This window comes from Paenibacillus sp. 01T443 (assembly GCF_056398325.1).
Genome location: NZ_JBFTPE010000002.1, coordinates 258,013 through 281,521, shown reverse-complemented (window position 1 = coordinate 281,521; position 23,509 = coordinate 258,013). Strand labels below are relative to the sequence as shown.

The 23,509-nt window shown below is 47.2% G+C and carries 23 protein-coding genes; 16 read left to right on the top strand and 7 right to left on the bottom strand.

Annotation, left to right across the window (positions count from 1 at the left end; all coding sequences use genetic code 11):
* Nucleotides 1–35 precede the first annotated feature (35 nt).
* Both AC1DLI_RS03870 and AC1DLI_RS03865 read left to right on the top strand, forming a co-directional pair.
* Nucleotides 36–446, top strand: coding sequence for a hypothetical protein (locus AC1DLI_RS03870; protein WP_477599833.1), 411 nt, complete (start codon nucleotides 36–38; stop codon nucleotides 444–446).
* Nucleotides 447–478: 32 nt separating this feature from the next.
* On the top strand, nucleotides 479–1,261 hold the full coding sequence (locus AC1DLI_RS03865; RefSeq protein ID WP_477599831.1) for an SDR family NAD(P)-dependent oxidoreductase: 783 nt from the start codon (nucleotides 479–481) through the stop codon (nucleotides 1,259–1,261).
* A gap of 83 nt (nucleotides 1,262–1,344) precedes the next feature.
* Here the strand turns inward: AC1DLI_RS03865 and AC1DLI_RS03860 are convergent, their stop codons facing one another.
* The gene (locus AC1DLI_RS03860; protein WP_364144111.1) at nucleotides 1,345–1,593 is read right to left on the bottom strand and encodes a type B 50S ribosomal protein L31; all 249 of its coding nucleotides are present in this window, start codon (nucleotides 1,591–1,593) and stop codon (nucleotides 1,345–1,347) included.
* Nucleotides 1,594–1,823: 230 nt separating this feature from the next.
* On the opposite strand from AC1DLI_RS03860, the gene fur reads away from it, so the two are divergent.
* The 8 genes from fur (at nucleotide 1,824) to AC1DLI_RS03820 (ending at nucleotide 12,210) form a co-directional block, all read left to right on the top strand.
* Nucleotides 1,824–2,303, top strand: coding sequence for a ferric iron uptake transcriptional regulator (gene fur, locus AC1DLI_RS03855; RefSeq protein ID WP_477599828.1), 480 nt, complete (start codon nucleotides 1,824–1,826; stop codon nucleotides 2,301–2,303).
* A gap of 196 nt (nucleotides 2,304–2,499) precedes the next feature.
* Complete coding sequence (locus AC1DLI_RS03850) at nucleotides 2,500–3,000, top strand: hypothetical protein (protein WP_477599826.1); 501 nt, start codon at nucleotides 2,500–2,502, stop codon at nucleotides 2,998–3,000.
* 322 nt (nucleotides 3,001–3,322) lie between these two features.
* Entirely contained in the window at nucleotides 3,323–5,758 is a 2,436-nt protein-coding gene (locus AC1DLI_RS03845; protein WP_477599823.1) for a bifunctional diguanylate cyclase/phosphodiesterase, read from the top strand.
* Nucleotides 5,759–5,929: 171 nt separating this feature from the next.
* Nucleotides 5,930–10,078, top strand: a complete 4,149-nt coding sequence (locus AC1DLI_RS03840) for an S-layer homology domain-containing protein (protein WP_477599821.1) — start codon at nucleotides 5,930–5,932, stop codon at nucleotides 10,076–10,078.
* Nucleotides 10,079–10,088: 10 nt separating this feature from the next.
* Nucleotides 10,089–10,577 carry a GNAT family N-acetyltransferase gene (locus tag AC1DLI_RS03835; protein WP_477599819.1) on the top strand — a complete coding sequence of 163 codons (489 nt, stop codon included), beginning with the start codon at nucleotides 10,089–10,091 and terminating at the stop codon, nucleotides 10,575–10,577.
* 52 nt (nucleotides 10,578–10,629) lie between these two features.
* Nucleotides 10,630–11,148 (top strand): phage tail protein, encoded by a 519-nt coding sequence (locus AC1DLI_RS03830; RefSeq protein WP_477599817.1) that lies wholly within the window; start codon nucleotides 10,630–10,632, stop codon nucleotides 11,146–11,148.
* A gap of 12 nt (nucleotides 11,149–11,160) precedes the next feature.
* The gene (locus AC1DLI_RS03825) at nucleotides 11,161–11,664 is read left to right on the top strand and encodes a phage tail protein (RefSeq protein ID WP_477599815.1); all 504 of its coding nucleotides are present in this window, start codon (nucleotides 11,161–11,163) and stop codon (nucleotides 11,662–11,664) included.
* Between the two features lie 21 nt (nucleotides 11,665–11,685).
* A complete protein-coding gene (locus AC1DLI_RS03820) occupies nucleotides 11,686–12,210 on the top strand; it encodes a phage tail protein (protein WP_477599813.1) in 525 nt (174 codons plus the stop codon).
* Here AC1DLI_RS03820 and AC1DLI_RS03815 read toward each other — a convergent pair.
* Both AC1DLI_RS03815 and AC1DLI_RS03810 read right to left on the bottom strand, forming a co-directional pair.
* Entirely contained in the window at nucleotides 12,200–12,391 is a 192-nt protein-coding gene (locus tag AC1DLI_RS03815; RefSeq protein ID WP_477599811.1) for a cysteine-rich CWC family protein, read from the bottom strand. The two genes, AC1DLI_RS03820 and AC1DLI_RS03815, sit on opposite strands and share 11 nt — an antisense overlap.
* A gap of 76 nt (nucleotides 12,392–12,467) precedes the next feature.
* Nucleotides 12,468–13,274 carry a Cof-type HAD-IIB family hydrolase gene (locus AC1DLI_RS03810; RefSeq protein ID WP_477599809.1) on the bottom strand — a complete coding sequence of 269 codons (807 nt, stop codon included), beginning with the start codon at nucleotides 13,272–13,274 and terminating at the stop codon, nucleotides 12,468–12,470.
* Nucleotides 13,275–13,450: 176 nt separating this feature from the next.
* On the opposite strand from AC1DLI_RS03810, the gene AC1DLI_RS03805 reads away from it, so the two are divergent.
* The 3 genes from AC1DLI_RS03805 (at nucleotide 13,451) to AC1DLI_RS03795 (ending at nucleotide 15,764) form a co-directional block, all read left to right on the top strand.
* Nucleotides 13,451–14,875, top strand: coding sequence for a S41 family peptidase (locus tag AC1DLI_RS03805; RefSeq protein ID WP_477599807.1), 1,425 nt, complete (start codon nucleotides 13,451–13,453; stop codon nucleotides 14,873–14,875).
* Between the two features lie 68 nt (nucleotides 14,876–14,943).
* Nucleotides 14,944–15,165 carry a DUF1450 domain-containing protein gene (locus AC1DLI_RS03800; protein WP_141500541.1) on the top strand — a complete coding sequence of 74 codons (222 nt, stop codon included), beginning with the start codon at nucleotides 14,944–14,946 and terminating at the stop codon, nucleotides 15,163–15,165.
* A 95-nt stretch (nucleotides 15,166–15,260) separates the two neighbouring features.
* On the top strand, nucleotides 15,261–15,764 hold the full coding sequence (locus AC1DLI_RS03795; protein WP_308997259.1) for a ferritin: 504 nt from the start codon (nucleotides 15,261–15,263) through the stop codon (nucleotides 15,762–15,764).
* Between the two features lie 115 nt (nucleotides 15,765–15,879).
* Here AC1DLI_RS03795 and AC1DLI_RS03790 read toward each other — a convergent pair whose 3' ends face one another.
* Both AC1DLI_RS03790 and AC1DLI_RS03785 read right to left on the bottom strand, forming a co-directional pair.
* Nucleotides 15,880–17,046 (bottom strand): MFS transporter, encoded by a 1,167-nt coding sequence (locus tag AC1DLI_RS03790; RefSeq protein WP_477599804.1) that lies wholly within the window; start codon nucleotides 17,044–17,046, stop codon nucleotides 15,880–15,882.
* 260 nt (nucleotides 17,047–17,306) lie between these two features.
* Nucleotides 17,307–17,681, bottom strand: coding sequence for a winged helix-turn-helix transcriptional regulator (locus AC1DLI_RS03785; protein WP_477599802.1), 375 nt, complete (start codon nucleotides 17,679–17,681; stop codon nucleotides 17,307–17,309).
* 217 nt (nucleotides 17,682–17,898) lie between these two features.
* Between AC1DLI_RS03785 and AC1DLI_RS03780 the strand changes: the two genes are divergently transcribed.
* Both AC1DLI_RS03780 and AC1DLI_RS03775 read left to right on the top strand, forming a co-directional pair.
* Nucleotides 17,899–18,384 (top strand): DinB family protein, encoded by a 486-nt coding sequence (locus tag AC1DLI_RS03780; protein WP_477599800.1) that lies wholly within the window; start codon nucleotides 17,899–17,901, stop codon nucleotides 18,382–18,384.
* Between the two features lie 35 nt (nucleotides 18,385–18,419).
* A complete protein-coding gene (locus tag AC1DLI_RS03775) occupies nucleotides 18,420–19,529 on the top strand; it encodes a hypothetical protein (protein WP_477599798.1) in 1,110 nt (369 codons plus the stop codon).
* A gap of 66 nt (nucleotides 19,530–19,595) precedes the next feature.
* On the opposite strand, the gene AC1DLI_RS03770 is transcribed toward AC1DLI_RS03775, so the two are convergent.
* Nucleotides 19,596–20,594, bottom strand: a complete 999-nt coding sequence (locus AC1DLI_RS03770; RefSeq protein ID WP_477599796.1) for an HD-GYP domain-containing protein — start codon at nucleotides 20,592–20,594, stop codon at nucleotides 19,596–19,598.
* Nucleotides 20,595–20,612: 18 nt separating this feature from the next.
* The gene (locus AC1DLI_RS03765; protein ID WP_477599794.1) at nucleotides 20,613–22,847 is read right to left on the bottom strand and encodes a UvrD-helicase domain-containing protein; all 2,235 of its coding nucleotides are present in this window, start codon (nucleotides 22,845–22,847) and stop codon (nucleotides 20,613–20,615) included.
* Nucleotides 22,848–22,917: 70 nt separating this feature from the next.
* Here AC1DLI_RS03765 and AC1DLI_RS03760 point away from each other — a divergent pair, with 70 nt between their 5' ends.
* Nucleotides 22,918–23,478, top strand: a complete 561-nt coding sequence (locus AC1DLI_RS03760) for a GNAT family N-acetyltransferase (RefSeq protein WP_477599792.1) — start codon at nucleotides 22,918–22,920, stop codon at nucleotides 23,476–23,478.
* The last annotated feature ends 31 nt before the right edge of the window (nucleotides 23,479–23,509 follow it).

Sequence of the window (23,509 nt, the reverse complement as noted above, 5' to 3'; positions counted from 1 at the left end):
CTTAAAAGAAGCTTCACTGAAAATAGAAATAGAGGGTGAGCAGCATTCAAGATTTTATACCGTTGCATCTTTGCTTCGACGGCTCAGGCCGAGAAGTAGAAGTATTAGATGTCATACAATTGGACGAAGACTTATATCGCATTGAGGAAAATCCTGTATTTACCGAAAACGTAGCTTTCGGGGATGTTATTCGGGTAAAAACGCTCGAGGATGTTTCCATCTACATAGAAACCATTGAAAAGTCTACGTTTACGCGGCATAATTGGCTGCTGAGCAAAGAGGTTATTTATTCCTTGGAGCTAAAAATGTTAAAAAATAAAATTCGTGATTGGCAGGGGAAGTCACAACAGGTCTTTGGGGGTATCTTTATCGTGAATTTGCCTGCCCATACTGAAATTGATATCAATGACGAGGTTCAAAAGGTGATAAGAATGGTTCAAAAGTAAATCGTCGGTCAGATGCAAAGGAGGAAATGGACATGGAGCTTGGATTAACAGGAAAAATCGCGATTATTACGGGTGGAAGCAAGGGGATTGGCCTGGCAACGGCATTGCTGCTCGCTTCTGAAGGTGCGGAGATCGCCATCGTCGCGCGGGATGAGAAGTCGCTTCAAAGCGCGGCGGAGCAAATCAAGGAACAGACAGGCAAAGCAGTGTTGACAATCAGCGCAGATGTTTCGAAGACGGATGAGGCGGCTCGGGCGGTTGCAGAAACTGTCGCAAGGTTTGGCGGCGTTCATATCCTCGTTAATAATGCAGGAACATCGGCAGCTCGCCCGTTCGAGCAGGTAGAAAATGAAGCGTGGGCAGCGGATTTGGACTTAAAGCTGCTCGGAGCCGTTCAATTTTCCCGCGCCGTTCTGCCCCATATGCGTGAAGCGGGCGGCGGTGCAATCGTCAACGTTACCGCAATAGGCGGGAAAACGCCTGGCGCCTCGTCGCTGCCAACCTCGGTCAGCCGCGCGGCAGGGCTGGCGCTTACGAAGGCGATGAGCAAGGACTTGGCTGCGGACCGCATACGCGTGAATGCGGTATGCATCGGTCTCATTCGCAGCGCTCAAATCGAGCGGATGTGGCAAGCGAAGGCACCTGAGCTAAGCTGGGATGAGTTCGCAGCCGATCCGCGTCACGGCATACCGCTGGGACGAATAGGGAATGCGCGGGAAGCGGCCAATGTGATCGGCTTCCTCGTTTCAGAAGCGGCATCCTTTGTGACGGGTACCTCGGTCAATATCGACGGAGGCATATCGGCGGTGCTCTAGACGATTCTGATAAATAGAAGAGAAGCTCCAGCAGCATGCCTTTCTCAAGGCGGCTGTTAAGAGCTTCTCTGTCGATTTATGGCTTATTTCTTTTGTTGAATACGTTGGTTAAAGCGATCGACGCGTCCGCCTTTATCAGTATTGCGTTGTTTACCGGTATAGAAAGGATGCGAAGCGGAGCTTGTGTCTACGCGGATAACGGGATAGCTGTTTCCGTCTTCCCATTCCATTTTTTCATTCGATGATTTCGTAGAGCCCGTCAAAAATTTGTAGCCGCTGCTCACATCAAAAAACAACACTTGGTGGTAAGTGGGATGTATTCCTTGCTTCATTATATTCACCCGTCCTTTATTAGTAATACTTACGAAATAACTGTAGCTGTATCATAATCGATAATTGTTATCAATGTCAAGGAGACGGCTTGAGCAGTTATTAAAATATGGTATTTGCTAATTTCGCCAAAGTATACTACCATTAAATTATAATCATTCTAAAAGTAAGCCTTTACATAGGTGGGTTTGCTGTTATGTATAGGCTATATAATAAGAGGAGGTATCTCTGCATGTTAAATATCACGGCAGAAATGGACCGAATAAATCGGCATTTGATGGCGAACGGATATAAACTGACGACTCAACGTGAAATTATATTGCGAGTGCTGCTCGAGAACGAAATGGATCATTTGAGCGCAGAAGGCGTCTTCATGCTCGTTAAGCAAAAATATTCAGAGATTGGTCTTGCGACCGTATATCGTACACTCGAGCTGCTGGCAGAGCTTCATGTCGTAGAAAAAATGAATTTTGGAGACGGCGTAGCTCGTTATGATCTTCGCGAAGAAGGACATGAGCATATGCATCATCACCTGATTTGCGATGAATGCGGCTCGCTCACTGAAATCAAAGAGGATTGGTTAAGCGAGATCGAGCAGCGAATTGAACGGGAATTTGGTTTTAAGGTGATTGATCACCGGCTTGATTTCACTGGAACCTATAAGTCATGCGCCAAGGGCGATTGCAAGCGGGGCCGTAAAGCTGTATCTTAATTAGGAAACTATAGAGGGAGCCTTTCCGCAGTAAAAGGGAGAGGCTCTATTTTTCACTAAGCTTCCGTTTTCACATCGTAATGATTATAATTTGCTATAATCGTAATTATTACGTTTAATTATGAGGATATAGCAAAGAGTTGCTAACCCAAGATGGTCATACAAAAGCTTCCTAAAAAATAAAGGAGTGGAGCCGATGCCAAGCCGATCCTTAAATGAAGAAGCAGAGCAGATACTCAGCCGGCAGACGGACGCGCAATGGGATCGCAGGGAGCTGGAGCTGAACGCGTGGGTGACACGAAGCAAACAGAAAAGGAAGGATAAGCTTACAAGGATGCTGGAAGCTTTTGAGGTCGATGCGGAATTGTTTCCTGCGCTTTTCTTGCTCAGGCAGCTCCGAATCCCGACGGAGTTTTCCTGCGCAGGCGTTAGCCTGCTGGATGATCCCTTCGAACATTCTTTGTACGCCTATATAACCATTCAAGCTTCGGATAGGACGGAGGCGTTCGTTCGGTTTGCTTCAGCTTTCATGAAGCAACGTCTTCTAGTTACTTATGAACCGGCTTTCAGCCGCTATGATCTTTCCTCGTTTTTTATCGGGCATAACCGCTCCTTTTGTCTCCTGATGCAGCGGTGTGCCGAGGCATATGAGAGGATAACGCTGCTGAATTTTGACGAAAGCGCCGCTGTCGATTAAGCAACAATTTGTCGGAATCCTTGGGACTTATGTTGCAGTTAGCAATTGCTAAGGATGCGAATTCCTTAATACCGGCATGAAAGAAGAAGCTGTCCGTGGTCATCGACCTGCCGGGCAGCTTTTTTACGAGCGGCGGAAGATGTGTATATTCAACAGCAGCAAGGAAATTTGGTACACGCTGTCCCTAAAATCCGCGTAGCCAGCTGCATTTTATATAATTCCCATTATTATTCAATAATTTATTAAAAATTTGAGATAACCTATTGTATAATAGAAGAGTGCTCTTACAGATTATTATTTTACACAGGACTGAGGGGATATAATGGAGCATGTTCACGGGTCGTATGATAGTTTGTTAGTTATTTTCTCATACATAATAGCGGTAATGGCTTCGTATACGGCACTTGATTTAGCAGGCAGGGTAAGCACCTCCAAAGGAAGCACGCGGCTTAGGTGGCTGATGTTTGGCGCTGCTTCAATGGGGATGGGGATATGGTCCATGCATTTTATCGGCATGCTCGCATTAACGCTCCCTATTTCGATTGAATATGATCTAGTCATCGTGCTGTTGTCGGTTTTTGCCGCTATCGGCGCAGCGTTTATTGCGCTGTTCGTTGTAGGGCGAAGCGAGCTGACAGGGTCGCAATTACTAATAGGCGCTCTTATGCTCGCTACCGGGATATCGGTGATGCACTACGTCGGGATGGCTGCGATGCTGGTACCTATTACATATGATCCAATTACCTTTATTTTCTCTATTCTCATCGCGTTTGGCGCATCAATTGCGGCTTTATGGCTGTCTTTTTATTTCCGCAAAGGGGACAAACAAGGGGAATGGTGGAAGAAGCTCGCAAGCGGCGGAATTATGGGGGCTGCTATCGTAGGGATGCATTTTACGGGAATGATGGCCGCTAATTTTCACAACAGCAGCAAGTCTGCGCTTTTTTACGGCATTATTTTGGATCAAAAATGGTTGGCGTATTTTATTACGGGAGGCACTTTTTTTACATTGGGCCTGTCATTATTAGGCATCTATATTTCGAAGCGGCTTGCAATCAAGGATTCAGAACTCGAGCAAAACGAGAAATGGTATAAGTCGCTGTACGAAAATAACCAAGATGGCATTGTATCCGTAGATTTACAGCGCCGGGTTATAAGCCATAATTCTATTGCCCTGCAAATTACAGGCTACAGCAGCAAAGAGGTCGTAAATCAACCGATTTCTTCTTTGAATGAAATCATTGTTCCAGAAGACCAGGAACGCGTAAAGCAGATGTTTCATAGATCATTTGAGGGCGAGACGCTAAATCATGAAACCTCAATCGTCCGTGCAGACGGGAAGAGACTCGAACTAAGCGTTACGAATGTACCTGTCGTGATAGATGGCAAAGTGGTCGGAAGCTATATTATTTTTAAAGATATTACCGAAGAGAAGCAGGCGAAGAATCGAATCAAGCATCTAGCTTTTCATGATGAGCTGACGAGCTTGCCTAACCGCCGTATGTTTAATCAAACCATTGCGGAGGCCATAGAGGAGAACAGCAGCGCTAAGCTGCCATTTGCCGTCATGGTACTGGATATTGACCGATTTAAAATGATCAACGACTCGCTTGGCCATACGGTTGGCGATCAGTTTCTGCAAGAGGTAAGTATGCGGATACAGCAGGCGCTAAAGGGACATGACGCCATGCTTGCGCGAATGGGCGGCGATGAATTCACGCTGCTTTGCCGAAATTATGAATCGCTGGAGACCATCGAGCTGTTGGCCAAGGAGATCATAAAAACGATACAAGCACCGTACCGTCTAATGGACAACGACTTCTACGTTTCCGCCAGCATCGGCATCTCTTTGTTTCCCAGTCATGGGCATGATGCTATTAAGCTGCTGAAAAATGCAGACACGGCTATGTATGAGGTGAAGAAAAAAGGCAAAAACGACTATCAATTTTACTCGAACGAGCTCGATCAAAAGCTGCTTGAGAAAATTGAATTAGAGGGCGATCTTAGGAAAGCCATCGGACGCGGAGAATTGCTGCTTCATTATCAGCCGCAAATCCGAACCGAGGATCATGCGATGATCGGAATTGAGGCACTCGTACGTTGGGAGCATCCGTCCAAGGGATTGTTAAGTCCCGGCCTCTTTATCCCGATTGCAGAGGAGACAGGACTTATTTATGAAATGGGGACTTGGGTGCTGCGCGAAGCCTGCCGGCAAATGCGGAAGTGGCATGATGAAGGCGGACCTCAAATTCCGATCTCCGTCAACTTGTCTTCGCAGCAGTTCCATCAGCCCCAATTGGCAGAGTATATCATGGCCATTTTAGAGGAGACAGGCCTGGAACCGGAATTTTTGGAGCTGGAAATTACAGAAAGCATGATGATGGACGCCTCGCTTTCAAGCAGTATATTGAATCAATTAAACGAAAACGGGATTCGAATCAGCTTGGATGATTTCGGTACTGGCTATAGCTCGCTCAGCTATTTAAAAATGTTTCCTATTCAAAAGGTGAAGATCGACCGGTCCTTTATTCGCGATATTACGGAGAACAACAATGATAGGGCGATCGTATCTACGATTATCGCTATGGCGCAGCATTTGAACATGGAGGTCATTGCGGAAGGCATCGAAACGAAGGATCAGCTTGATATTTTAACGGACAACGCATGCAGAAAGATTCAGGGCTATTATTTCAGCAAGCCGTTATCGGCAAGCGCAGTAGAGCAGCGTTTTTTCATACCCGGACGACAAGAAAAATAAAAGAAGAGGCTGTTCAGAGCAAATTGCCTGGACAGCCTCTTCTTTATTTCCGAATGGTAGTACTGAAAAAAAAGAGAAGATTGAAAAATTGCTGTTGAAATATACATTTTATGTTAATGTACTTAGTGTAAGCATTCGGTTAATATTACCAATTAGTTAGAGGAGGTAATAATGACAAAGAGGATAGCAAAGATTTTGGTTTTTTCGCTGATTGTGATGCTTCTGCAGCAATTGGGCAGTTCGTCGGCCGTAAGCGCCGCCGCGCCTGAGCCTTTTATTTTCCCGACAAAGGATAAGTTTTACGACGGGGTTGAAGTTTTAAACGGTGAGTCAGGAAAAAACTATGTGGGGTATGACAAAGCCTACGGAACAGGGGAGCATAAAACTTATTTGCAGTTTCCGCTTGCTGGAATAAATGCGAGTAAGACGCTGCAATCGGTCAAGCTTGTCATTCCTATTCTTAACGGCTATGTCTCACGCTCACAATCGACAGCGGATCCTTACATTAGTGTGTATAAATCTATTACAGATGATTGGATCGAAGCTGTTAAGGAAACAAGCGAATTACCGATTTACCATCCTGTAAATGACTTTATTGAAAAAAAATCCTTTGATTTTTTGACCTCAAGCAGCGGACTTTTATTAGAGTACGATGTTACCCCCTTTATTTTAACCCAACTAGATTCTTCGGATCAGCAGGCCTCATTTATTTTATCAGGACCAACAGCAAGCGATACGAACCCCGGCGCAGCAGGCATTGTGCAAAATATGATTATGTTTAATCAACAAGAAGCTGACGGAACAACCGGTTTGCCGTATTTGGTATATGAGTATGCCCCTAATCAACCGCCAACGGGTACGATAGCAATCCAAAACGGCAATTTGTATGCGAACAATACAAGCGTAACCCTTAACCTTACCTACACTGACCCGGAAGGTGACGAAGTTGAGGTACAGTTTTCGAATAACAACGTTGATTGGAGCACGAAAGAGTCTATTACCAGCACAAAAGCGTGGAATTTAGCTTCAGGGGACGGACCGAAAACCGTATACATGAAGCTGACCGATGAGGCTGGGAATACGGCCGTCTTAAGCGATTCGATTACATTAGATACCGTTGCCCCGATCATTGGCGGAGTTTCTAATCTGCAGAAATCGAAAGAGACGGTTACGATTACGATTGCGGAGCCTAATTTGTTATCTTCCCTTTTGAACGGCTCATCCATCACCAGCGGACATCAAGTGACCGTAGAGGGAAGCTACTCGCTTGCTGTTACGGATAAAGCAGGTAACATAACGGCATTGAGCTTCAGTATCGACAAAACGCTGCCTACTATAAGCGGAGTAACGGACGGCTCATTCTATAAAATAAATTTGTCGCCTACGTTTACCGACTCTAATCCGGATGCGGTTTTGACAGCCGCCTTAAACGGAGCCGCATACACCAGCGGAAGCATTATTACGGCTGAAGGGACACACACCTTGGTAGTGAATGACGGCTATGGAAACATGGCAACGATCTCTTTTACCATCGATAAAACCGCACCGACTGGCAGTTTATCTATTGAAAACGGCAAAAGCTATGTTAAGGATAAAGCCGTAGCTTTAAAGATTGCCTTTGAAGACATTCACGCTGTTCAAATGCGTTTTTCCAATAACGGATCAGATTGGGATGACGGAGATTGGGCAGCAGCTGAGGTAACAAAAAGCTGGTCTCTGATGGATGGGGGCGGCGAGAAAACGGTCTATCTGCAGCTCAGGGATGCGGCTGGAAATACGAATGAATACATTGACACCATTATTGTGGATTCCGTATTGCCGCTTATTACGGGAGTAAGCGACGGAGATAAGTTAAACCATGATGCGGTGATTACCTTTAATAAAGGCACAGCGCAGCTGAATGGCAATGACTTCAGCAGCGGAAGCAGCGTAAGCGCGGAAGGGAACCATACGCTTGTTGTAACAGATGAAGCGGGCAATATGGCATCCGTCAGCTTCAGTATCGACAAAACGCGGCCGACGGTGAGCGGAGCAGCGGATGGAGCGTTTTACAATACGGATCGCCAGCTAACCTTTGCCGATAACAATGCCGGGGCTGCAGCGAAGCTGAACGGCAGCAGTTATGCGAGCGGCACCAGCATTACGGCGGAGGGCGATTATTCGCTCGTCGTAACGGATGCATACAGCAACAGCGTGAATGTTTTGTTTACGATCGACAAAACGGCGCCGAGCGGAAGCATTGTCATTAATGATGGCGATTTGGAAACCACCGGCTCATTTGTCAAGCTTTCGTTAGAAGGTACGGATGCCAGTGCGGTCATGAAGCAATTATCTAACGATGGAACGGCTTGGACGGCGGTTCCCCTGGCAGCTTGGGAGCTTTCAAACGGCTTTGGGGAAAAGACGGTTTACTTGGAGCTAACGGATGCGGCTGGTAATAAGAAGGTGGTTTCGGATACGATTCTCTATCGATCCATCCCGGTTTTGAATGATAGCAGCGTGAATGGGTTAGAGGACACGGAGCTTCATTTTGGGATCAATGACTTCTTATATACCAATGCGGACAGTAAAACGCTTGATGAAATCACGATTGTGTCGCTCCCGGCAAACGGCAAGCTGATGCTTAACGGAGCTGTAGCCGCAGTAAACGTAAAGATTGCTTTAGCAGACCTAGCTCATCTAAGCTTTGTACCGGACCAAGATAGGTCTGGACTTGCAAGCTTTGAATGGAAGGGGTCGGCTTTTTCCGTTCCGGCCGTAGATTCAGTCCAAATGCTGATTCATGTTGCTCCAGTAAATGATGCGCCTAGCGTTCAAAATGCTTCATTCTCCACCACGGGCAGCGCCAAAGTTGAAGGTCAGCTTACTGTGAGAGATGTGGATAATGATTCGATTACTTTCGCGGTCGTTGTACAGCCTGCTAAAGGGAAGCTTACTTTAGATGCTGCTAACGGTAAATTCAGCTACGAGCCCGAGGCAGGCTACTATGAGGTTGTAACCTTTACGTATAAAGCGAATGACGGTCAAGCCGATTCGAACACGGCTTCGGTTACGATAGTGAATCATCAGCCTGCAAACAGCGGTAACGGGTCGCCATCTGCACCACTGGTTGAAATAGAAGGCATTAGCAACCAACCCGGCGTTAAAGCAGAGGTTGTACTGAAGGATGGGAAACCCGTTCTCGTTGTTTCGCTGAACGGCGAGAAGCTGACCGAGATCATCAAAAACCTAAAGGATAATGAATTAACGATTGATGTCGGCGATGCGCACCACAATGTGGAATTGGCAATGGATTTGGCGTTGATCAAGCAGCTTAATTCGAGCGGCAGCACGATAAAGCTGGTTCAAGGCGGCACCGGATACGGGTTGTCAGCATCGGCTATCCGGGATGTATTGAAAGATTGGAATAACACGACTGCGCAGTTGAAAATAGCAATTAAACAAGCGGATGCGGCAACTTCCGCTAAGCTGGAGCAGCTCGCGAAGGATAAAGGTTATTCCTTGCTGGTAACGCCTATGAGCTATCAGCTCTACTTCCAAATTGGGGAAACCAGAATTAATTTATCATCGATTAAAGGCTATATCACGATTTCTTACGGACAGGATGAGATGAAAGGAAAACAACCGAAAACGGCTGTACTTCTGCTGCCTAACGGGAAGCTGGTGCATGTTCCGACCAAGATCAGCAATCTCGAAGGCCAGTTCGAAATTAAAGTACACAGCTTTGCCAATGGCATCTTTACCTTAATCGATTACAAGAAAACATTCGAGGATGTCGAAGGCTGGTCTAAGGTATACGTCGAGGAATTGGCGTCACGTCTTGTAGTCCAGGGAACAGGTGACGAGACGTTTGAGCCGGACCGCGGCGTTACCCGCGCCGAGTTCTCGGCTATTATCACCGGCGCACTTGGTTTATACATGGAGAACGGAACGGAGAAATTCTCAGATGTAAGCGAAGACAGCTGGTATGCAGCGTCCTTGGCAGCAGCTTCTGAGTATGGGCTGATTAACGGATATGAGGACGGTACATTCCGGCCTAATGAAGAAATATCTCGTGAGGAAGCCATGGTTATTTTAGCCCGCTCATTTGAACTCATGGAGCTGAAGCCGACCTTCTCGCAAGAGGAGCTGAATGCGAGCCTTGCATCCTTCGAGGATAATGATGAGCTGAACAGCTGGTCGCGAGCCTCCATTCAGTTGACGGTTCTTCTCGGAATTGTGAACGGAAGCAACAATCAGCTTCATCCATCGGAACCGATGACGAGAGAGCAGCTGGCAGCCGTAACCGTAAAGCTGTTGAAGACCGGCCAATTCATCTAAGGAGATCGCTATGAACCTTAAATTAGAGGAAGGCTTGGCGGATGAGCGTATGTTTTTCGAGCTTTACGCCGAGACGCGCAGGGAGGAAATAGCAGGCTGGGGCTGGGGAAAAGATGAGCAGGAATCATTTCTAGCCATGCAGTTCCGGTTTCAGCAGCAATCCTACCGGATGGTGTACCCTGATAGTCAAATCCGCCTTATCACTATGAATGGTCAGCCTATTGGTAAGCTTCATACCGCCATGACCGGAAATGAGAAGGTGCTGGTTGATATTATTCTAGCCCTTGCGAGTCGAAATAAGGGGATAGGAACAATGCTAATAGCGATGCTTCAGGAGGAGGCCCGGATAGCGGGCCTCTCCTTACGGCTAAACGTAAGGCTCGATAATCCGGCTAAACGATTGTATGCAAGGATGGGTTTTGCGCTCTTCCTAAGGGACGAGCTGCATGAACAAATGATATGGAGAAGCACTGACCACGAGGTTATCGGTACTTCATAATGCCGATTGCTTATAGAAATTACTAATTTAATTTAAGAAAGGGGTTAGCGCAATGGAACCATATGTTGGAGAAATTCGAATGTTTGCCGGTAATTTTGCTCCAGAGGGGTGGGCTCTTTGTAACGGGAATATCATTCCGATTGCAGAAAACGAGGTCTTGTTTATGCTGCTAGGCACAACATACGGAGGCGACGGGCAAACGAACTTCGGTCTGCCGAATTTAGCGAGCCGTATCCCGATCGGTCAAGGGACTAACCCGCAAAATGGAACGACATACACGCTAGGTGAACAAGGAGGTACAGAGAACGTTACCCTTACTGTGAATGAGCTTCCTGCTCATACGCACCCTGTTTATGCTTCGGATGCGCCGGGAACGTTAAATTCACCGAACGGTGCCGTATGGGCAACGCAAACCTCGAAAAATATTTATTCAAACGCAGCAGCTGAAGGGCAAATGAATCCGCAGTCAATTACGCCTGCTGGCGGCAATCAGCCGCATGTTAACATGATGCCTTACTTGCCAATTAATTTTATTATTGCGCTTGCCGGCGTGTTTCCGCCACAAAGCTAAGGAGGGGTTCAAATGTCAGAATCATTTATCGGCGATATTCGATTATTCGGTTTTGGTTATGCTCCAAGAAATTGGGCGTTTTGTCAGGGACAGCTTTTGGCTATCAATTCGAATCAGGCTTTATTTTCAATCTTAGGAACGACCTATGGGGGAAACGGTTCAACAAACTTTGCTTTACCTGACTTACGGGGCAAAGCACCGGTTCATGTCGGCATCGGTATCCACTTAGGTCAAACTGGGGGAGAAGCGACTCATACGTTATCCGTTAATGAGCTGCCCGCTCACGCTCATTTTGCCCAAGCCGTTGAACAGGCGGCGACTGAGTATTCGCCAATCGCTCATACTTGGGCGATTCCGGGTGTTAACAGCGGCTCTTATTCTCAAACACCGAATACGACAATGAGCCCGAATGCTCTTTCAACAGCTGGCGGAAGTCAGGCGCATGCTAATATGCAGCCTTATTTATCATTGAATTATTGTATTTGTATCAGTGGCATTTTCCCGTCTCGCAATTAGAAAATGTAAGGAGGAGTATTAATGGCTGACGCATATGTAGGTGAAATTCGTATTTTTGCAGGCAACTTCGCTCCTAAGGGCTGGGCGTTGTGTGAAGGGCAATTGCTGCCGTTAGCTCAAAATACCGCGTTATTTTCATTATTAGGCACAATGTACGGGGGGGACGGGAAAACGAACTTTGCTCTTCCTGATCTAAGAGGGGCGGCGCCGATGCAGCAGGGGCAAGGTCCTGGCTTGACGGAACGTTATCAAGGGGAGTCTGGCGGCAGCCCAACCATTAATTTGTCAACGAATGAAATTCCGGCACATCTGCATGCTCCTGCTGCTGTAGCTGTCAGCAACGTAAGCTCGCCGGCAAATGCGGTATGGGCAGGCCTAGCGCAAGGGCGCGGTGTACCGCCTGTTTACGGCACTTCAACGGCGCAGGCGATGAACCAACAGGCTATTGGCGCAACCGGACAAAGCATGCCGCATAATAATATGCAGCCTTATTTAGGCGTGAATTTCATCATCGCTCTTAATGGCATTTTTCCTCCTAGGTCGTAGCATCATCTCGAAAGGCAGCGGCGCATGATTTACATACGCATGCTTTGCCGCGCTGCTGTTCGGGAATCTTCCGCAGCAGCTCTTCCGGGAATTTTTCATGGAAGCACCAGCATACTTCTTGATTTTCTTCAAAAGCTTTGATTCCGCATTCATTGGACCCGCCGCATAACGGACAATTCATTAGCTCGCGCTCCTCATCTTAATGAAACAGCCCTTTCGCTTAAGCGAAAGGGCTGTTTCGCATATTATATCGGGAATTATTCAGACGCTGCTTGGAGCACGAACTTCTCAATGACGTGGCGAACGCCTTCCTCGTTATTAGACAGCGTGACATAGTCAGCGATATCCTTAAGGGATTGAATAGCGTTCCCCATAGCTACGCCTAGGCCGGCAGCGAGAATCATTTCATTGTCATTCCAAGCATCGCCGAGGGCAATGGTTTGATCCATGGTACAGCCCAGATGCTCGGCCATAAATTTAAGGGCATGCCCTTTCGTACCTTCCTTATGCATAAACTCCAGATAATGCGCCTTCGACTTTGTAATATGGACGCGATCGCCAATAAGAAGCTTAAGCTGCTCAGCGACTTCATCGAGCCGGGCGGGATCGTCGATCATCAGCATTTTGTTCATGGGAAAATCCAGCAACTTGTTGAAGTCAGGCTCGATTTTGTAAGGGATGTTAGAGAGCTTGGAATAAGCTTTTATTTTATCGTTATCCTCTGTGCCATAAAGCTCGTCATCGACATAAAGCTGCAGATGAAGGCCGTTTTCCTCAGCAAATTTATGAATCTCCTTGGCCGCGTCAATAGGGACGTTTCTCTCGTACAGTACTTGTCCGTCAAGCAGAGTTTTGACGAGGGCCCCTTGATAAGTAATAATAGGAACATTGAGTTCAATTTGCTTAGCGATCTTTTGAGCGGAAGCAAACATGCGGCCGGTTGCCAGCGTTACCGTCACACCTTGTGCGATAGCGGCCTCCAGGGCATGCTTCGTGCCTTCCGTTACGATTAGTTCATCCGTTAATAACGTGTCGTCAACATCAATTGCGATAAGTTTATACATACTAGCGGTGAAGCTCCTCTCCAGCTCTTAATAGTTAAGATTAGGTTGATTGTAGCTAAAATGTCCCACACATACAAGACTGCGCGTATGCTTTCGAAGTAAGTTTTGTTTCACAAAACTAAGCGTATGCTTTCGAAGTAAGTTTTACTTCGTAAAACTTTTGAGGAGATGAACAGATGAACTATTTTACATCAGCGGCTGCGAAACAACGATTTCTTTCATTCTGCGTGCTTGGGGCGGTAGCATTTACGGCCATTGGCTTTGCAATCGGGCTTCTTTGGATGGGAAACCGCTATCCGATGCTGAAAGAACCAGCCTTTCAGCAATTTACGGTTACGTACAACAAAATTATAAATGATTATTTAAACGGAGCAGAGCCGAAAAAGCTGATCAACGGAGCGGCGGTAGGCATGGTCAGCTCGCTTGAGGATCCTTATTCCCGCTATTTGGTTGAGGAGAAAGGCGATGCGTACACACAGTCCTATGAAGGAGAAATATACGGAATCGGTGCGGAGCTCCGGGAAGAAGAGGGCGAGTTTATTATTACCGGACTCACGAAAGGGGCTCCTGCAGAACGCGGAGGGTTGCTGCCGGGAGACATCATTATTTCCGTGGATAATCAAAAGCTGAGCGGTAAAACGTTCGATGAGCTGCTCGGTATTATTAGAGGCAAGGAAGGTACATCCGTGTCGCTTCAGGTGCAAAGACCGAATCAGGAAGAACTCATTGCCCTGACATTGAAGCGGGAAGCGATACCTGTGCATACCGTGACATCGGAGCTTCTGGAGGGCGGCATTGGTCATGTGACGATCAGCCGGTTTGCCGAGAAAACCGCGGATGAATTTGAAGCCGCGATTAAAGAGCTGCAGGAGAAGCAGCCGCTTAAGGGGCTGCTGCTCGATATGCGCTCTAACCCGGGAGGGTTGCTGCAGCCTACCATCAAGATCGCAGACACGCTTATTCCGAAGGACAAAATCATTTTGAATGTCGTATACAAAAACGAACGTCAAACCATTTCCTACAAATCGAAGCAGGAGAAGAAATGGACCATTCCGGTTGCTGTGCTTGTAAACGGGCAGTCCGCCAGCGCGAGCGAGGTGCTAACCGCAGCTTTGAAGGAGTCTGCGGGAGCCGTGGTTATCGGGGAGAAGACGTATGGCAAGGGTGTCGTACAAGCCTTTAATCAATTTAAGGATGGCTCCGTCCTAAGCCTGACCGAAGCGCAGTGGAAGACGCCAGGCGGAACTTGGATCAATAAAACAGGCGTATCACCGGATTTTGACGTGGCGCTTCCCGCCTACACGGAGCTAAGACCGCTTGCGATCGGTACGGACATGAAGGTTGGGAGCTACGGCGAGGACGTGAAGACGCTGCAGCTGATGCTCAAGGAACTTGGCTATACGCCGGCAGGACAGGAAGGGATGTTCGACGAGCAGACCTCGGAGGCGTTGCGGAAATTCCAAACAGCCGAGAAGCTTGAGGCTACAGGCAGCTTTAATGACAAAACAGGCTATCAGCTGCTTGAGCGGCTTCGGGAGAAGCTTGCCAAAGAGGACAGTCAGCTCATAAAAGGACTTGAGGTACTTAAAAATCGCAGTTGACAACGGGGATGATAATCATTATCATCAAATAGAAAGCAAATCCTTCGTTGCGCTGCGGGGTGAATCGGATGAAGAAGATTAAGTATTGCAAAAGGAATTTAAAGAACGGATCGGAACCGATTTATAAGGCTATGAAAAATCGCTATCCGGACATCAAGCAGAAGAAAAGCGATTGCCTTGGTGATTGCAAGACCTGTAAGCTAGAGTGCTTCGTCGTCATTAAGTCGAAGACGGTTAGCGCGCCGTCAGCAGAAAAACTCTATAAGCGGTTAAAGAAAATGATTGGTTAATCATCATATATGGATACATTTACAAGAACGGCATTTGCCGTTCTTTATTTTTATGTTAGAATAAGTACAATCTAGGAAGGTTGAGGTGCATGAGCATGAATGATGGACTAGCAGAAGCATTAAATGAGCAGATGAACTTTGAATTTTATTCAGCGCATGTGTATCTTGCGATGGCAGCGTATTGTTCCGGAGAAAGTCTTGATGGTTTCGCTAACTTCTTCATTGTACAAGCAGAAGAAGAACGGTTTCATGCAATGAAGATATACAAATTTTTGAACGACCGCGGCCGTCGCGCTACGCTTTCTGCTCTTGGAGAGCCGAATAACGAATACGCGTCTATCCTTGACACGTTTGAGCAAGGCTATGGGCACGAGCAGCAAAATACCAAACGTTTCTACAATTTGTCTGATCTTGCAATCAATGATCGCGAGCATGCAACGATCAACTTCCTCAAATGGTTTATCGACGAACAGGTCGAAGAGGAAGCACTCTTCGATAACATTATTCATAAGTTGAAGCGCATCGATAAGGACAGCAACGCGTTCTATATGTTGGACGCAGAATTTGCAGGACGCTCCTTCACGCCGCCGGCGCTGTAGAACCGACCAGTACGACCATACTTAATAATAAAGAAGCCGTTTGCTCAGTAGATCTTTCTACTAGAGGATCGGCTTCTTTTTTATTATGCTTGAACCTTCTGGTGTAGTTTTTTATTTAGGCGTTAATTGTTCGCGTTCTTTTGCTCTTCTGGAATGAGGTTATCGCTGCTATGAAAGCAACAAACAGGGCTATGCTGGCTACCCAAGGATTATACAGAACGGTCCCGTTTAATGTGATGGCGATGCCTCCCGCGCCAGCGCCTGCCGCTAGACCGATCTGCGTTACGGAGGTGTTCAGGCTGATGATAAGGTTAGCTGACTGAGGCACCTTCTCGATAAAGTAAGTCTGTGTAGCCGGACCCATAATAAACATGGACATGACCCATAGCGATATAAGGGCAATGGCAAGCGGGAACGAGTGGATTGCGAGGGGCAGTAGGGAGAGTGCGGCAACATGTATGACCATGCTGATGATCATCATCCGAACGCTTCCCCATTTGTCGACGGCCGAGCCGCCAATACGTGAGCCGACGGCACCGGCAATTCCGAATGCGAGCATCATAATGCCAATGGAGGAAGTGCTCTGGTGCAGGACCATATCCAAGAAGGACGTTAAATACGTAAACATAACCGAGTTCCCGAACTCCCTAAACAATACGAGCAGCAAGGCGAAAAGAATGACCGGATGAGAAAGCACACTGAATTGTCTGGCAAAAGGGACCAGAGCGTCACCTTCAATATCAGGCAGCATGAGCGCCATAGCGATCAAGATGGCAAAGCTGCCCGCGGCGAGAAACAAGAAAATCATCTGCCAAGAGAATAGATCGGTAAGAGCTATGCCGATAGGTACACCAAGAATCATGGCACTGCTAAAACCAAGAATAATTGTGCCGATCGCGCTGCCGATTTTCTCGGGGGGAACGAGCTTGGCAGCGGTGCTAAAGGCAGCGACAAGCAAGACGCCGGAGCTTGCGCCAAGGATGATCCGCGATGTTAGCAGCATAGTAAAGCTGGTACTTAGGAAGGAGATGGCGTTACCGATAATGAAGAAAAGCATAGCTAGGAGCAGAAGCTTCTTGCGCCCCATTCGCGCCGTCAACGAGATGACGATCGGAGTTCCGATGGCGAATGCGAGCGAATAGACAGTGATGAGCTGCCCAGCCACAGCCACCGAAACAAGCAGTTGATCAGCTAAAATATTCAGAATGCCAGCCACGACCAGCTCGGAAGTTGCGGTGAAGAAAACGGCTGCCGTTAAAATATAAATGACCAATCGATTCATAGATAACAAATCCTCTCTCTTGTGTATTCTAGCATCGGAGCGAAATGATTAGCCTTTTTCAGCCGGCTTGCCGCGTCCGACGAAGCTCATGATTGAATTATAGTTAAGCAACTTTATTTATGTAAGAACGCAAAGCATTTGGACATCATCCAGTTATTTTGACTAACTAACTTAAAGTAAGTGAGAAAAGCGGTTAGCATGACAAAAAACCGCTAAGGGAATAAATCCATTAGCGGTAACAAAGATGACGTGCAATCCGATTATGATGTTTTGCCGACAGCATCGCTGCTTTGTTTCGGATTGCCCCACTTTTGCACCCATTTGTCCATTTCCTTTAAGGCTGCTTGAAAATCGCTGCCTTTCTCAGTCAGTGAGTACTCTACGGTTACGGGGACAGTCGGAAACACTTTGCGGAGCACGAGACCGTTTTTCTCCAAATGGCGAAGTGTGTCGGTGAGCGATTGGGTTTTGACGATCGAAACGTTGCGCTGCAGCTGGTTGAAGCGCTGAGGCCCATTAAGCAGCTCTTCTAGAACGAGGAAAGCCCATTTGGCTCCTAATATTTGCAGTACCTCGCAGATGCTGGAGCTGGCTGTTTCCTTGCAGTCATTGTTTTGGCTTTCTTGCTCAGCCATTGGATACTCCTCCTAATCAAAAGAAAGCTAGACTAGCATCGTAAATCGAACTTACTGTCATTTTATGCTTTCATTATGAGCAAACGCTCTTCATCATGTCAAATAAAGATTAGACGGCAAATCTTTAAGCGGCTTATTCCTTTAAACCGTTTTCTACATGGAACTTCATATGCCAGTATAGTAAGCTGATATTATATGAAATGGGAGGGATCATCTATTGCAAACGATGTTTCGTTACAATTGGCTGGTTAGAGAGGAATGGTATCGTTGGTGCGAGGATGTACCTGTGGAGGAACTGCTGCGCAGCCGTACTGGCGGCGTTGGAGGGATTTTGCATACTCTCTTCCATATCATTGACGTAGAGTGGAGCTGGATCCGTGTCCTGCAAGGTAAATCCGATTTTCAAGAAAGCTTTGCGAATTATCAAACCTTGGAGAAGGTACGTGCGTTGGATCAAGCTTTCAGAGAGGATGTTGAGAATTTTGTTCTCTCCTGGGATGCGAGCATGGAGGCTCGTCCTTTCTATGACACCAAGCCAGACGGCAGCGAGGCTATTGATGCATGGGGCGAGATAATGCGTCATGTCATCGCTCATCACATTCATCACGTCGGTCAGTTGTCCGTTTGGGCAAGAGAGATTGGCAAGAAGCCGGTATCTGCAAACGTAATCGGAAAAGGGCTAATCGACATATCTGTTAAATGATAGCTGGGTCACATTGTGCAGCAATGGGGGATAATATGCAAAATATATTCGAGGTCGCTCATACTTTAGTTAACCATGTTCGTGTTAATTTTCCGGAAGACATAGCTCTCATTGCATATTACGGTTCGTATGCGCAAGGAACAGCTGCAAAACGTTCAGATCTGGATTTCTTTTTCATTCCAGCCACATCCGATGGTTACAGGGCAAGCCTCCAATTTGTTTTAGAGGACATAAGCTTCGATTTCTGGCCTATCAGCTGGGAAAGAGCAGAGCGAATGGCCTCGTTCGAAGAGCCGCAGACTACGATTATCGCAAATTGCGAAATATTGTACGTACGCTCAGAAGAAGACCGTGCTCGTTTTCTTAAGCTGCGCGAAACAACTTTACAAATGTCCCGGCAGAGACTGAAGCTCGCTGAGAAAGCGGAAGCAGGATTGCGGGAGGTTTATGTTCATTTATATAAAATGAGCCGGATAGAAGCGGCTGGAGACTTATCCGTTTTTCGTACCGAAGCCTATAATATTTTGACAAAGTTGTTCCAGAGCCTCGCCTTATTAAATGGTACCTATTTCACCAAAGGCTGGGGAAAGAATAAGGATCAAATTATGCAGCTGCCCCTAAAGCCGGCTGAACTTGAAGAGCGCTTGCATAAAATAATGATCTCCCGAATAACGAATGAGATCAGAGAATTATGTGAAAAGCTCACGCAGGACACACTGGATATCGTGTTAGAATTGAAAGAAGCCTATGCCGAGGCGTCATATCCCGATAGAATGCATGGTTTTTATGAGGAGATCAAAGGGATTTTGGATAAGGTGCGGACCGCATGTGAAAACGAGAACTACGAATCGGCTTTTTTCGGAGCGCTTGCTGCGCAGGACGAGATCGCACGGGCCTTATTTTACGCTGAAAAGGGTTTTTCGGTAAATCTGGGCTTGGAAGGCCAGGCTTTGTATAACCGGTTAGGTTTCCCCGATTTAATTCCGCTGCTTGATCCCTTAGATTTCACGACGCTTCTGGAATCGGTCGAACGGCTCGATACTCTTCTGCAAAATCACTTAAAGGAACGAGGCGTGCTCATTCATCGCTTTGAAGGCATCACCTCATTGGTGCAGTTTTTAGAAACGAGATATATGGGCTTTTAGCAAATAAGAAAAGAAGCGGCAGTCAAACACAAGCTTTCCTGTGATTGGCTGCCGCTTTTATTGGGGCTATACGGATTCATTATGAATGAGTGCCAGGAACGAGTCGACCAGCTCAGGATCAAAATGGTGACCGCGCTGTTCTCTGATATATTCAAGGGCACGCTGTTCGGACCACTTTTCTTTGTAAGGACGGATGCTCGTTAACGCATCAAAAACATCAACGACACTTACGATACGGGCCTCTATAGGAATGTCCTCGCCGGTTAGTCGATGCGGATAACCAGTGCCGTCCCATTTTTCATGATGGTGCAAAATAATATTTTTGCTCATTTCAAGCTCCTGGTTAAATAAATCATCATTCAGCTCCGCATAAATTTTATCGATGATATCGACGCCGATCTGAGTATGCATCTCGACGATTTGCCGTTCGTAATATGCAAGCGGGCCGGGCTTGTACAGAATGCCTTCAGGAATTCCTGATTTGCCGATATCATGCAGGATGCTTGAATGGGAAATCCGGTTGACAAGCTCTTCGGACCAACCGAGCCACAGGCGATCATTATGAAAATGGGTCAGCCGCTCCGTTAAGTCGCGTACGCGTACAAGATGCTGTTCGATACCGGGATCCCTTATTTCACAAGAGATGGCGAGAACCTTCAGCATTGAGCTTTGAATGGAGCCGATCCGCTCCTCCGGCAAATAAAAGCCGCTCTTTAGCTTTTCCAGCTCGCGAAAGATCCCGATATAGTAGAGCTCCCCTCCGACGGGCAATGGCGTAATCGTAATCGACGAATGCCAGATGCTGCTGTCTTTACGGCGATTGGTGAAAACCCCAGACCATGATAAACCTTGACTCAGCGCTTGCTTCATTTGCTCATGCGTCTCAATTGACGTATAGGATGTACGTAAAATGCCTGCATTTTTTCCGATAATATCTGCTGAAGCGTAACCTGTAATCTTCTCGTAAGCTGGATTGACGGCCAAAATGAGATGCTTTATATCCGTTATGATGACGGCATCTGCCAGCTTGAGGTAGGGGCTTAGTTGTTCGTGTATGACGCTCATGCTGCGGATCGCATCTCCTTATATCTTTTTCTTCGGCAAGACCTTCGTTCCTTGCTCCATAGGCGATTGACACAAAGGACATGCCCGAGCCTCGGTTTGTGAATCCTCGTAAGTAATAATACGCTGCCAGACCTGACAGGAAGGGCTGGTACACAGCCAAGACAGAACCGATTCGGAATCGCCGTCCTCCTCTTCTCCATTCCTAAAGGCTGATCGGATAAATCGCGATAATTCTGCGGGTTTGCCCCGGTAAAGCGCGGGAGAGCTGATATACAGCTCCTCTTTCGCCCTAGTAACCGCAACATATGCGAGGCGTCTTTCTTCTTCCAGCGCTTCGGCAAGCGCGTCATCGCCAGTCTGGATAGAGCTGCGGTCACTATGTTTATCGGCGGCAAGCGCGGAGCTGTGCGGGAGTATCCCTTCCGAGACGCCAATCACGAATACGACAGGAAATTCGAGTCCCTTGGATTTGTGGATCGACATCAGCGATATCGCGCTGCGGTTATGATCATGCTTCTGAAGCTGCTGCACGGCAGCATGTTTGTCCGTAATATCATCAATATAGGCTAAAAAAGCCTCGATTGTGTCGTAAGTGCCCGCGGCTGCTTCGAACTCGTCCAGCACTTCCTTTAGCCCTTCTTTATGCTCCGTCATTTCATGACGCTTGCTTGTTTCGAGAAATTGGTCATAAAAGGCTTGGCGCAGCTGCATAATAGCTGCAGCAGGCTTGCTGTCCGTTAATGATTTGATCAGCTTGATGCGTTCTTTGATTTTGTCCTTTTGAAACTCCTTCAGCTGCGGGAATTCAAGCAAATGGATAAGCGGCCATTTTTTTGCCCGCTGTTTATCTTGGTTCCAAATGAAGGCCATTGCTTGCTCGCGATTGACGTAAAGGGAAGGCAGCAAGATTTCCATGGCATCGAAATTTCGCCGATCCTGCGCAAGCCGCAAATGGGCAAGCAGAGGTTTCACGGCCCATTGGTCATAAAAGAGCTGACCGTCGCCGAAGTCGATGAACGGAAGCTCTTTGGTCAGCAGCAGCTCGATAAGCGCTCTGCTGCTGCTCGCTGTACGGAACAAGACCGCGAAGTCTCCATAGGAGCGTTTGCCTTGGTTAACCTGCTCTGTGATCGTATCCGCGATGAGCTTTGCCTCGTCCTGCGTTGTTTTGAGGCGGGCATATGCTGGGTTTACGCCTTTGGGCTTCACGGTCAGCAAGGTTTTCTCCTTGCGAAGCTTATTGTATTGAATAATGGCATTGCCAAGACCGACGATTGTGCTTGTCGAGCGGTAGTTAATATCGAGAATATAGGTGACGGCGCCCGGATATTGATGCTCAAAATTTAAGATATAATCATTTTTTGCACCGTTAAACGAATAAATCGTCTGATCGTCATCGCCTACGACCATCAGGTTGCGATGCTTGTCGGCCAGCATTTGCACGAGTACGTATTGCACCTGATTGGTATCTTGAAATTCATCGATCATGATGTATTGGAACCGTGTTTGAAGAGTTGAAAGCAGGGTCGCGTCTTCCCTAAGCAGCTTATAAGCCTCTAAAAGAAGATCATCGTAATCGAGCTTATCCATGTCTTTCTTCCACTGCTCGTAACGCGTAAACAGCAGCTTGAGCTCACGTTCCTCCGTCGTCGAAGAAGGAAGGTCGCTCACATTGATCATTTGCAGTTTAATTGCCGAAAGCTGCGCGAGCAGCGTTTCGGGCTCATATTCGTTTTGCAGCAGGAGCTCCCGCATGAGCCTTTTGAAAAAGATATGCTTCTGGCCGGTTTCTGCCAGAATACCCTGGCGATAGCCTCGTCCCCTCAGAAGCTGGAGGCAGAAGGAGTGGAAGGTCCGTGCCTCGACGCCGCTTGCCGCTTGCGGATTAACGACGGGCAGTGATCTGATTCGGCTGCGCATTTCATCCGCTGCTTTTTTGGAGAAGGTCATCAGTAAAATATGCTGAGGCCGCACATCTTGCATAGCAAGCAAATACGCGGTCCGGCATACGAGTACCGAGGTCTTACCCGAGCCGGCTCCCGCTAGGGTTAGAGCGGGTCCATTATGATGTCGAACGGCAGCAATTTGCGGCCGGTTAAGGGAGATGCCGTATTGCTCCAGCGCGCGAAAAAAACCGGAGTCCCGCTCATCGGAACCGACAAGTTGACGGCTCGTCTCTGCCTCCGCTTTTGTCGCTAAGGGCACCTCACTGTTTTTAACGCCGATGGGGAATGTATAATAGTTATTGCTCACTACTTCATCACCTTTAGAAAATAATATTCATTTATTATAACAGAACATAAAAAGATTGAGGGATGCCATCATGATAGAATCAGCCAGAAAAGAAGATGTACAAGAAGTTTTGCCATTGCTCCTTGCAGCGATCGGCCACATTGCATACACGTTAGCGGGAACAGATGATGCATTAGAAGCAACGCGAGTCCTTTCTGACTTTTATATGCGCGAGGACAATAGGATCAGCTATAAGCATGTGCTCGTTGACCGGAGGGAAGACGGGATTGCCGGCATGCTGCTCAGCTATGCAGGGGATGGAGCGGCGGCGCTCGATCTGCCTTTTATTAACCGGGCTGGAAGGAAATCAGGCGCACGCGCCGATGAGACCATTGCCGTAGAAGCGAAGGAAGGGGATTATTATCTGGATTCCATCGCAGTTAATGAACGGTATCAAGGGCAAGGAATCGCAAAAGCGCTGATCAGCGCTTTTGAACAAAAGGGTCTGGACCAAGGCTACAGCAGGCTGTCGCTCATTGTGGAACCGGATAATGCAAGAGCTTATGCGCTGTATAAAAAATTGAATTACATCGAGGACGGCTCGATTCAAGTGAGCGGAAGCCGTTATATTCGAATGATCAAGCAGAAGTAATAGATTCAAAAGTTAATTATGGAATAATAAG

Excerpts from the sequence above, each read along its gene's own strand:
- AC1DLI_RS03865 (WP_477599831.1), top strand. The coding sequence starts at position 479 with ATGGAGCTTGGATTAACAGGAAAAATCGCGATTATTACGGGTGGAAGC.
- AC1DLI_RS03860 (WP_364144111.1), bottom strand. The coding sequence starts at position 1,593 with ATGAAGCAAGGAATACATCCCACTTACCACCAAGTGTTGTTTTTTGAT.
- fur (WP_477599828.1), top strand. The coding sequence starts at position 1,824 with ATGTTAAATATCACGGCAGAAATGGACCGAATAAATCGGCATTTGATG.
- AC1DLI_RS03850 (WP_477599826.1), top strand. The coding sequence starts at position 2,500 with ATGCCAAGCCGATCCTTAAATGAAGAAGCAGAGCAGATACTCAGCCGG.
- AC1DLI_RS03845 (WP_477599823.1), top strand. The coding sequence starts at position 3,323 with ATGGAGCATGTTCACGGGTCGTATGATAGTTTGTTAGTTATTTTCTCA.
- AC1DLI_RS03840 (WP_477599821.1), top strand. The coding sequence starts at position 5,930 with ATGACAAAGAGGATAGCAAAGATTTTGGTTTTTTCGCTGATTGTGATG.
- AC1DLI_RS03835 (WP_477599819.1), top strand. The coding sequence starts at position 10,089 with ATGAACCTTAAATTAGAGGAAGGCTTGGCGGATGAGCGTATGTTTTTC.
- AC1DLI_RS03830 (WP_477599817.1), top strand. The coding sequence starts at position 10,630 with ATGGAACCATATGTTGGAGAAATTCGAATGTTTGCCGGTAATTTTGCT.
- AC1DLI_RS03825 (WP_477599815.1), top strand. The coding sequence starts at position 11,161 with ATGTCAGAATCATTTATCGGCGATATTCGATTATTCGGTTTTGGTTAT.
- AC1DLI_RS03820 (WP_477599813.1), top strand. The coding sequence starts at position 11,686 with ATGGCTGACGCATATGTAGGTGAAATTCGTATTTTTGCAGGCAACTTC.
- AC1DLI_RS03815 (WP_477599811.1), bottom strand. The coding sequence starts at position 12,391 with ATGAATTGTCCGTTATGCGGCGGGTCCAATGAATGCGGAATCAAAGCT.
- AC1DLI_RS03810 (WP_477599809.1), bottom strand. The coding sequence starts at position 13,274 with ATGTATAAACTTATCGCAATTGATGTTGACGACACGTTATTAACGGAT.
- AC1DLI_RS03805 (WP_477599807.1), top strand. The coding sequence starts at position 13,451 with ATGAACTATTTTACATCAGCGGCTGCGAAACAACGATTTCTTTCATTC.
- AC1DLI_RS03800 (WP_141500541.1), top strand. The coding sequence starts at position 14,944 with ATGAAGAAGATTAAGTATTGCAAAAGGAATTTAAAGAACGGATCGGAA.
- AC1DLI_RS03795 (WP_308997259.1), top strand. The coding sequence starts at position 15,261 with ATGAATGATGGACTAGCAGAAGCATTAAATGAGCAGATGAACTTTGAA.
- AC1DLI_RS03790 (WP_477599804.1), bottom strand. The coding sequence starts at position 17,046 with ATGAATCGATTGGTCATTTATATTTTAACGGCAGCCGTTTTCTTCACC.
- AC1DLI_RS03785 (WP_477599802.1), bottom strand. The coding sequence starts at position 17,681 with ATGGCTGAGCAAGAAAGCCAAAACAATGACTGCAAGGAAACAGCCAGC.
- AC1DLI_RS03775 (WP_477599798.1), top strand. The coding sequence starts at position 18,420 with ATGCAAAATATATTCGAGGTCGCTCATACTTTAGTTAACCATGTTCGT.
- AC1DLI_RS03770 (WP_477599796.1), bottom strand. The coding sequence starts at position 20,594 with ATGAGCGTCATACACGAACAACTAAGCCCCTACCTCAAGCTGGCAGAT.
- AC1DLI_RS03760 (WP_477599792.1), top strand. The coding sequence starts at position 22,918 with ATGATAGAATCAGCCAGAAAAGAAGATGTACAAGAAGTTTTGCCATTG.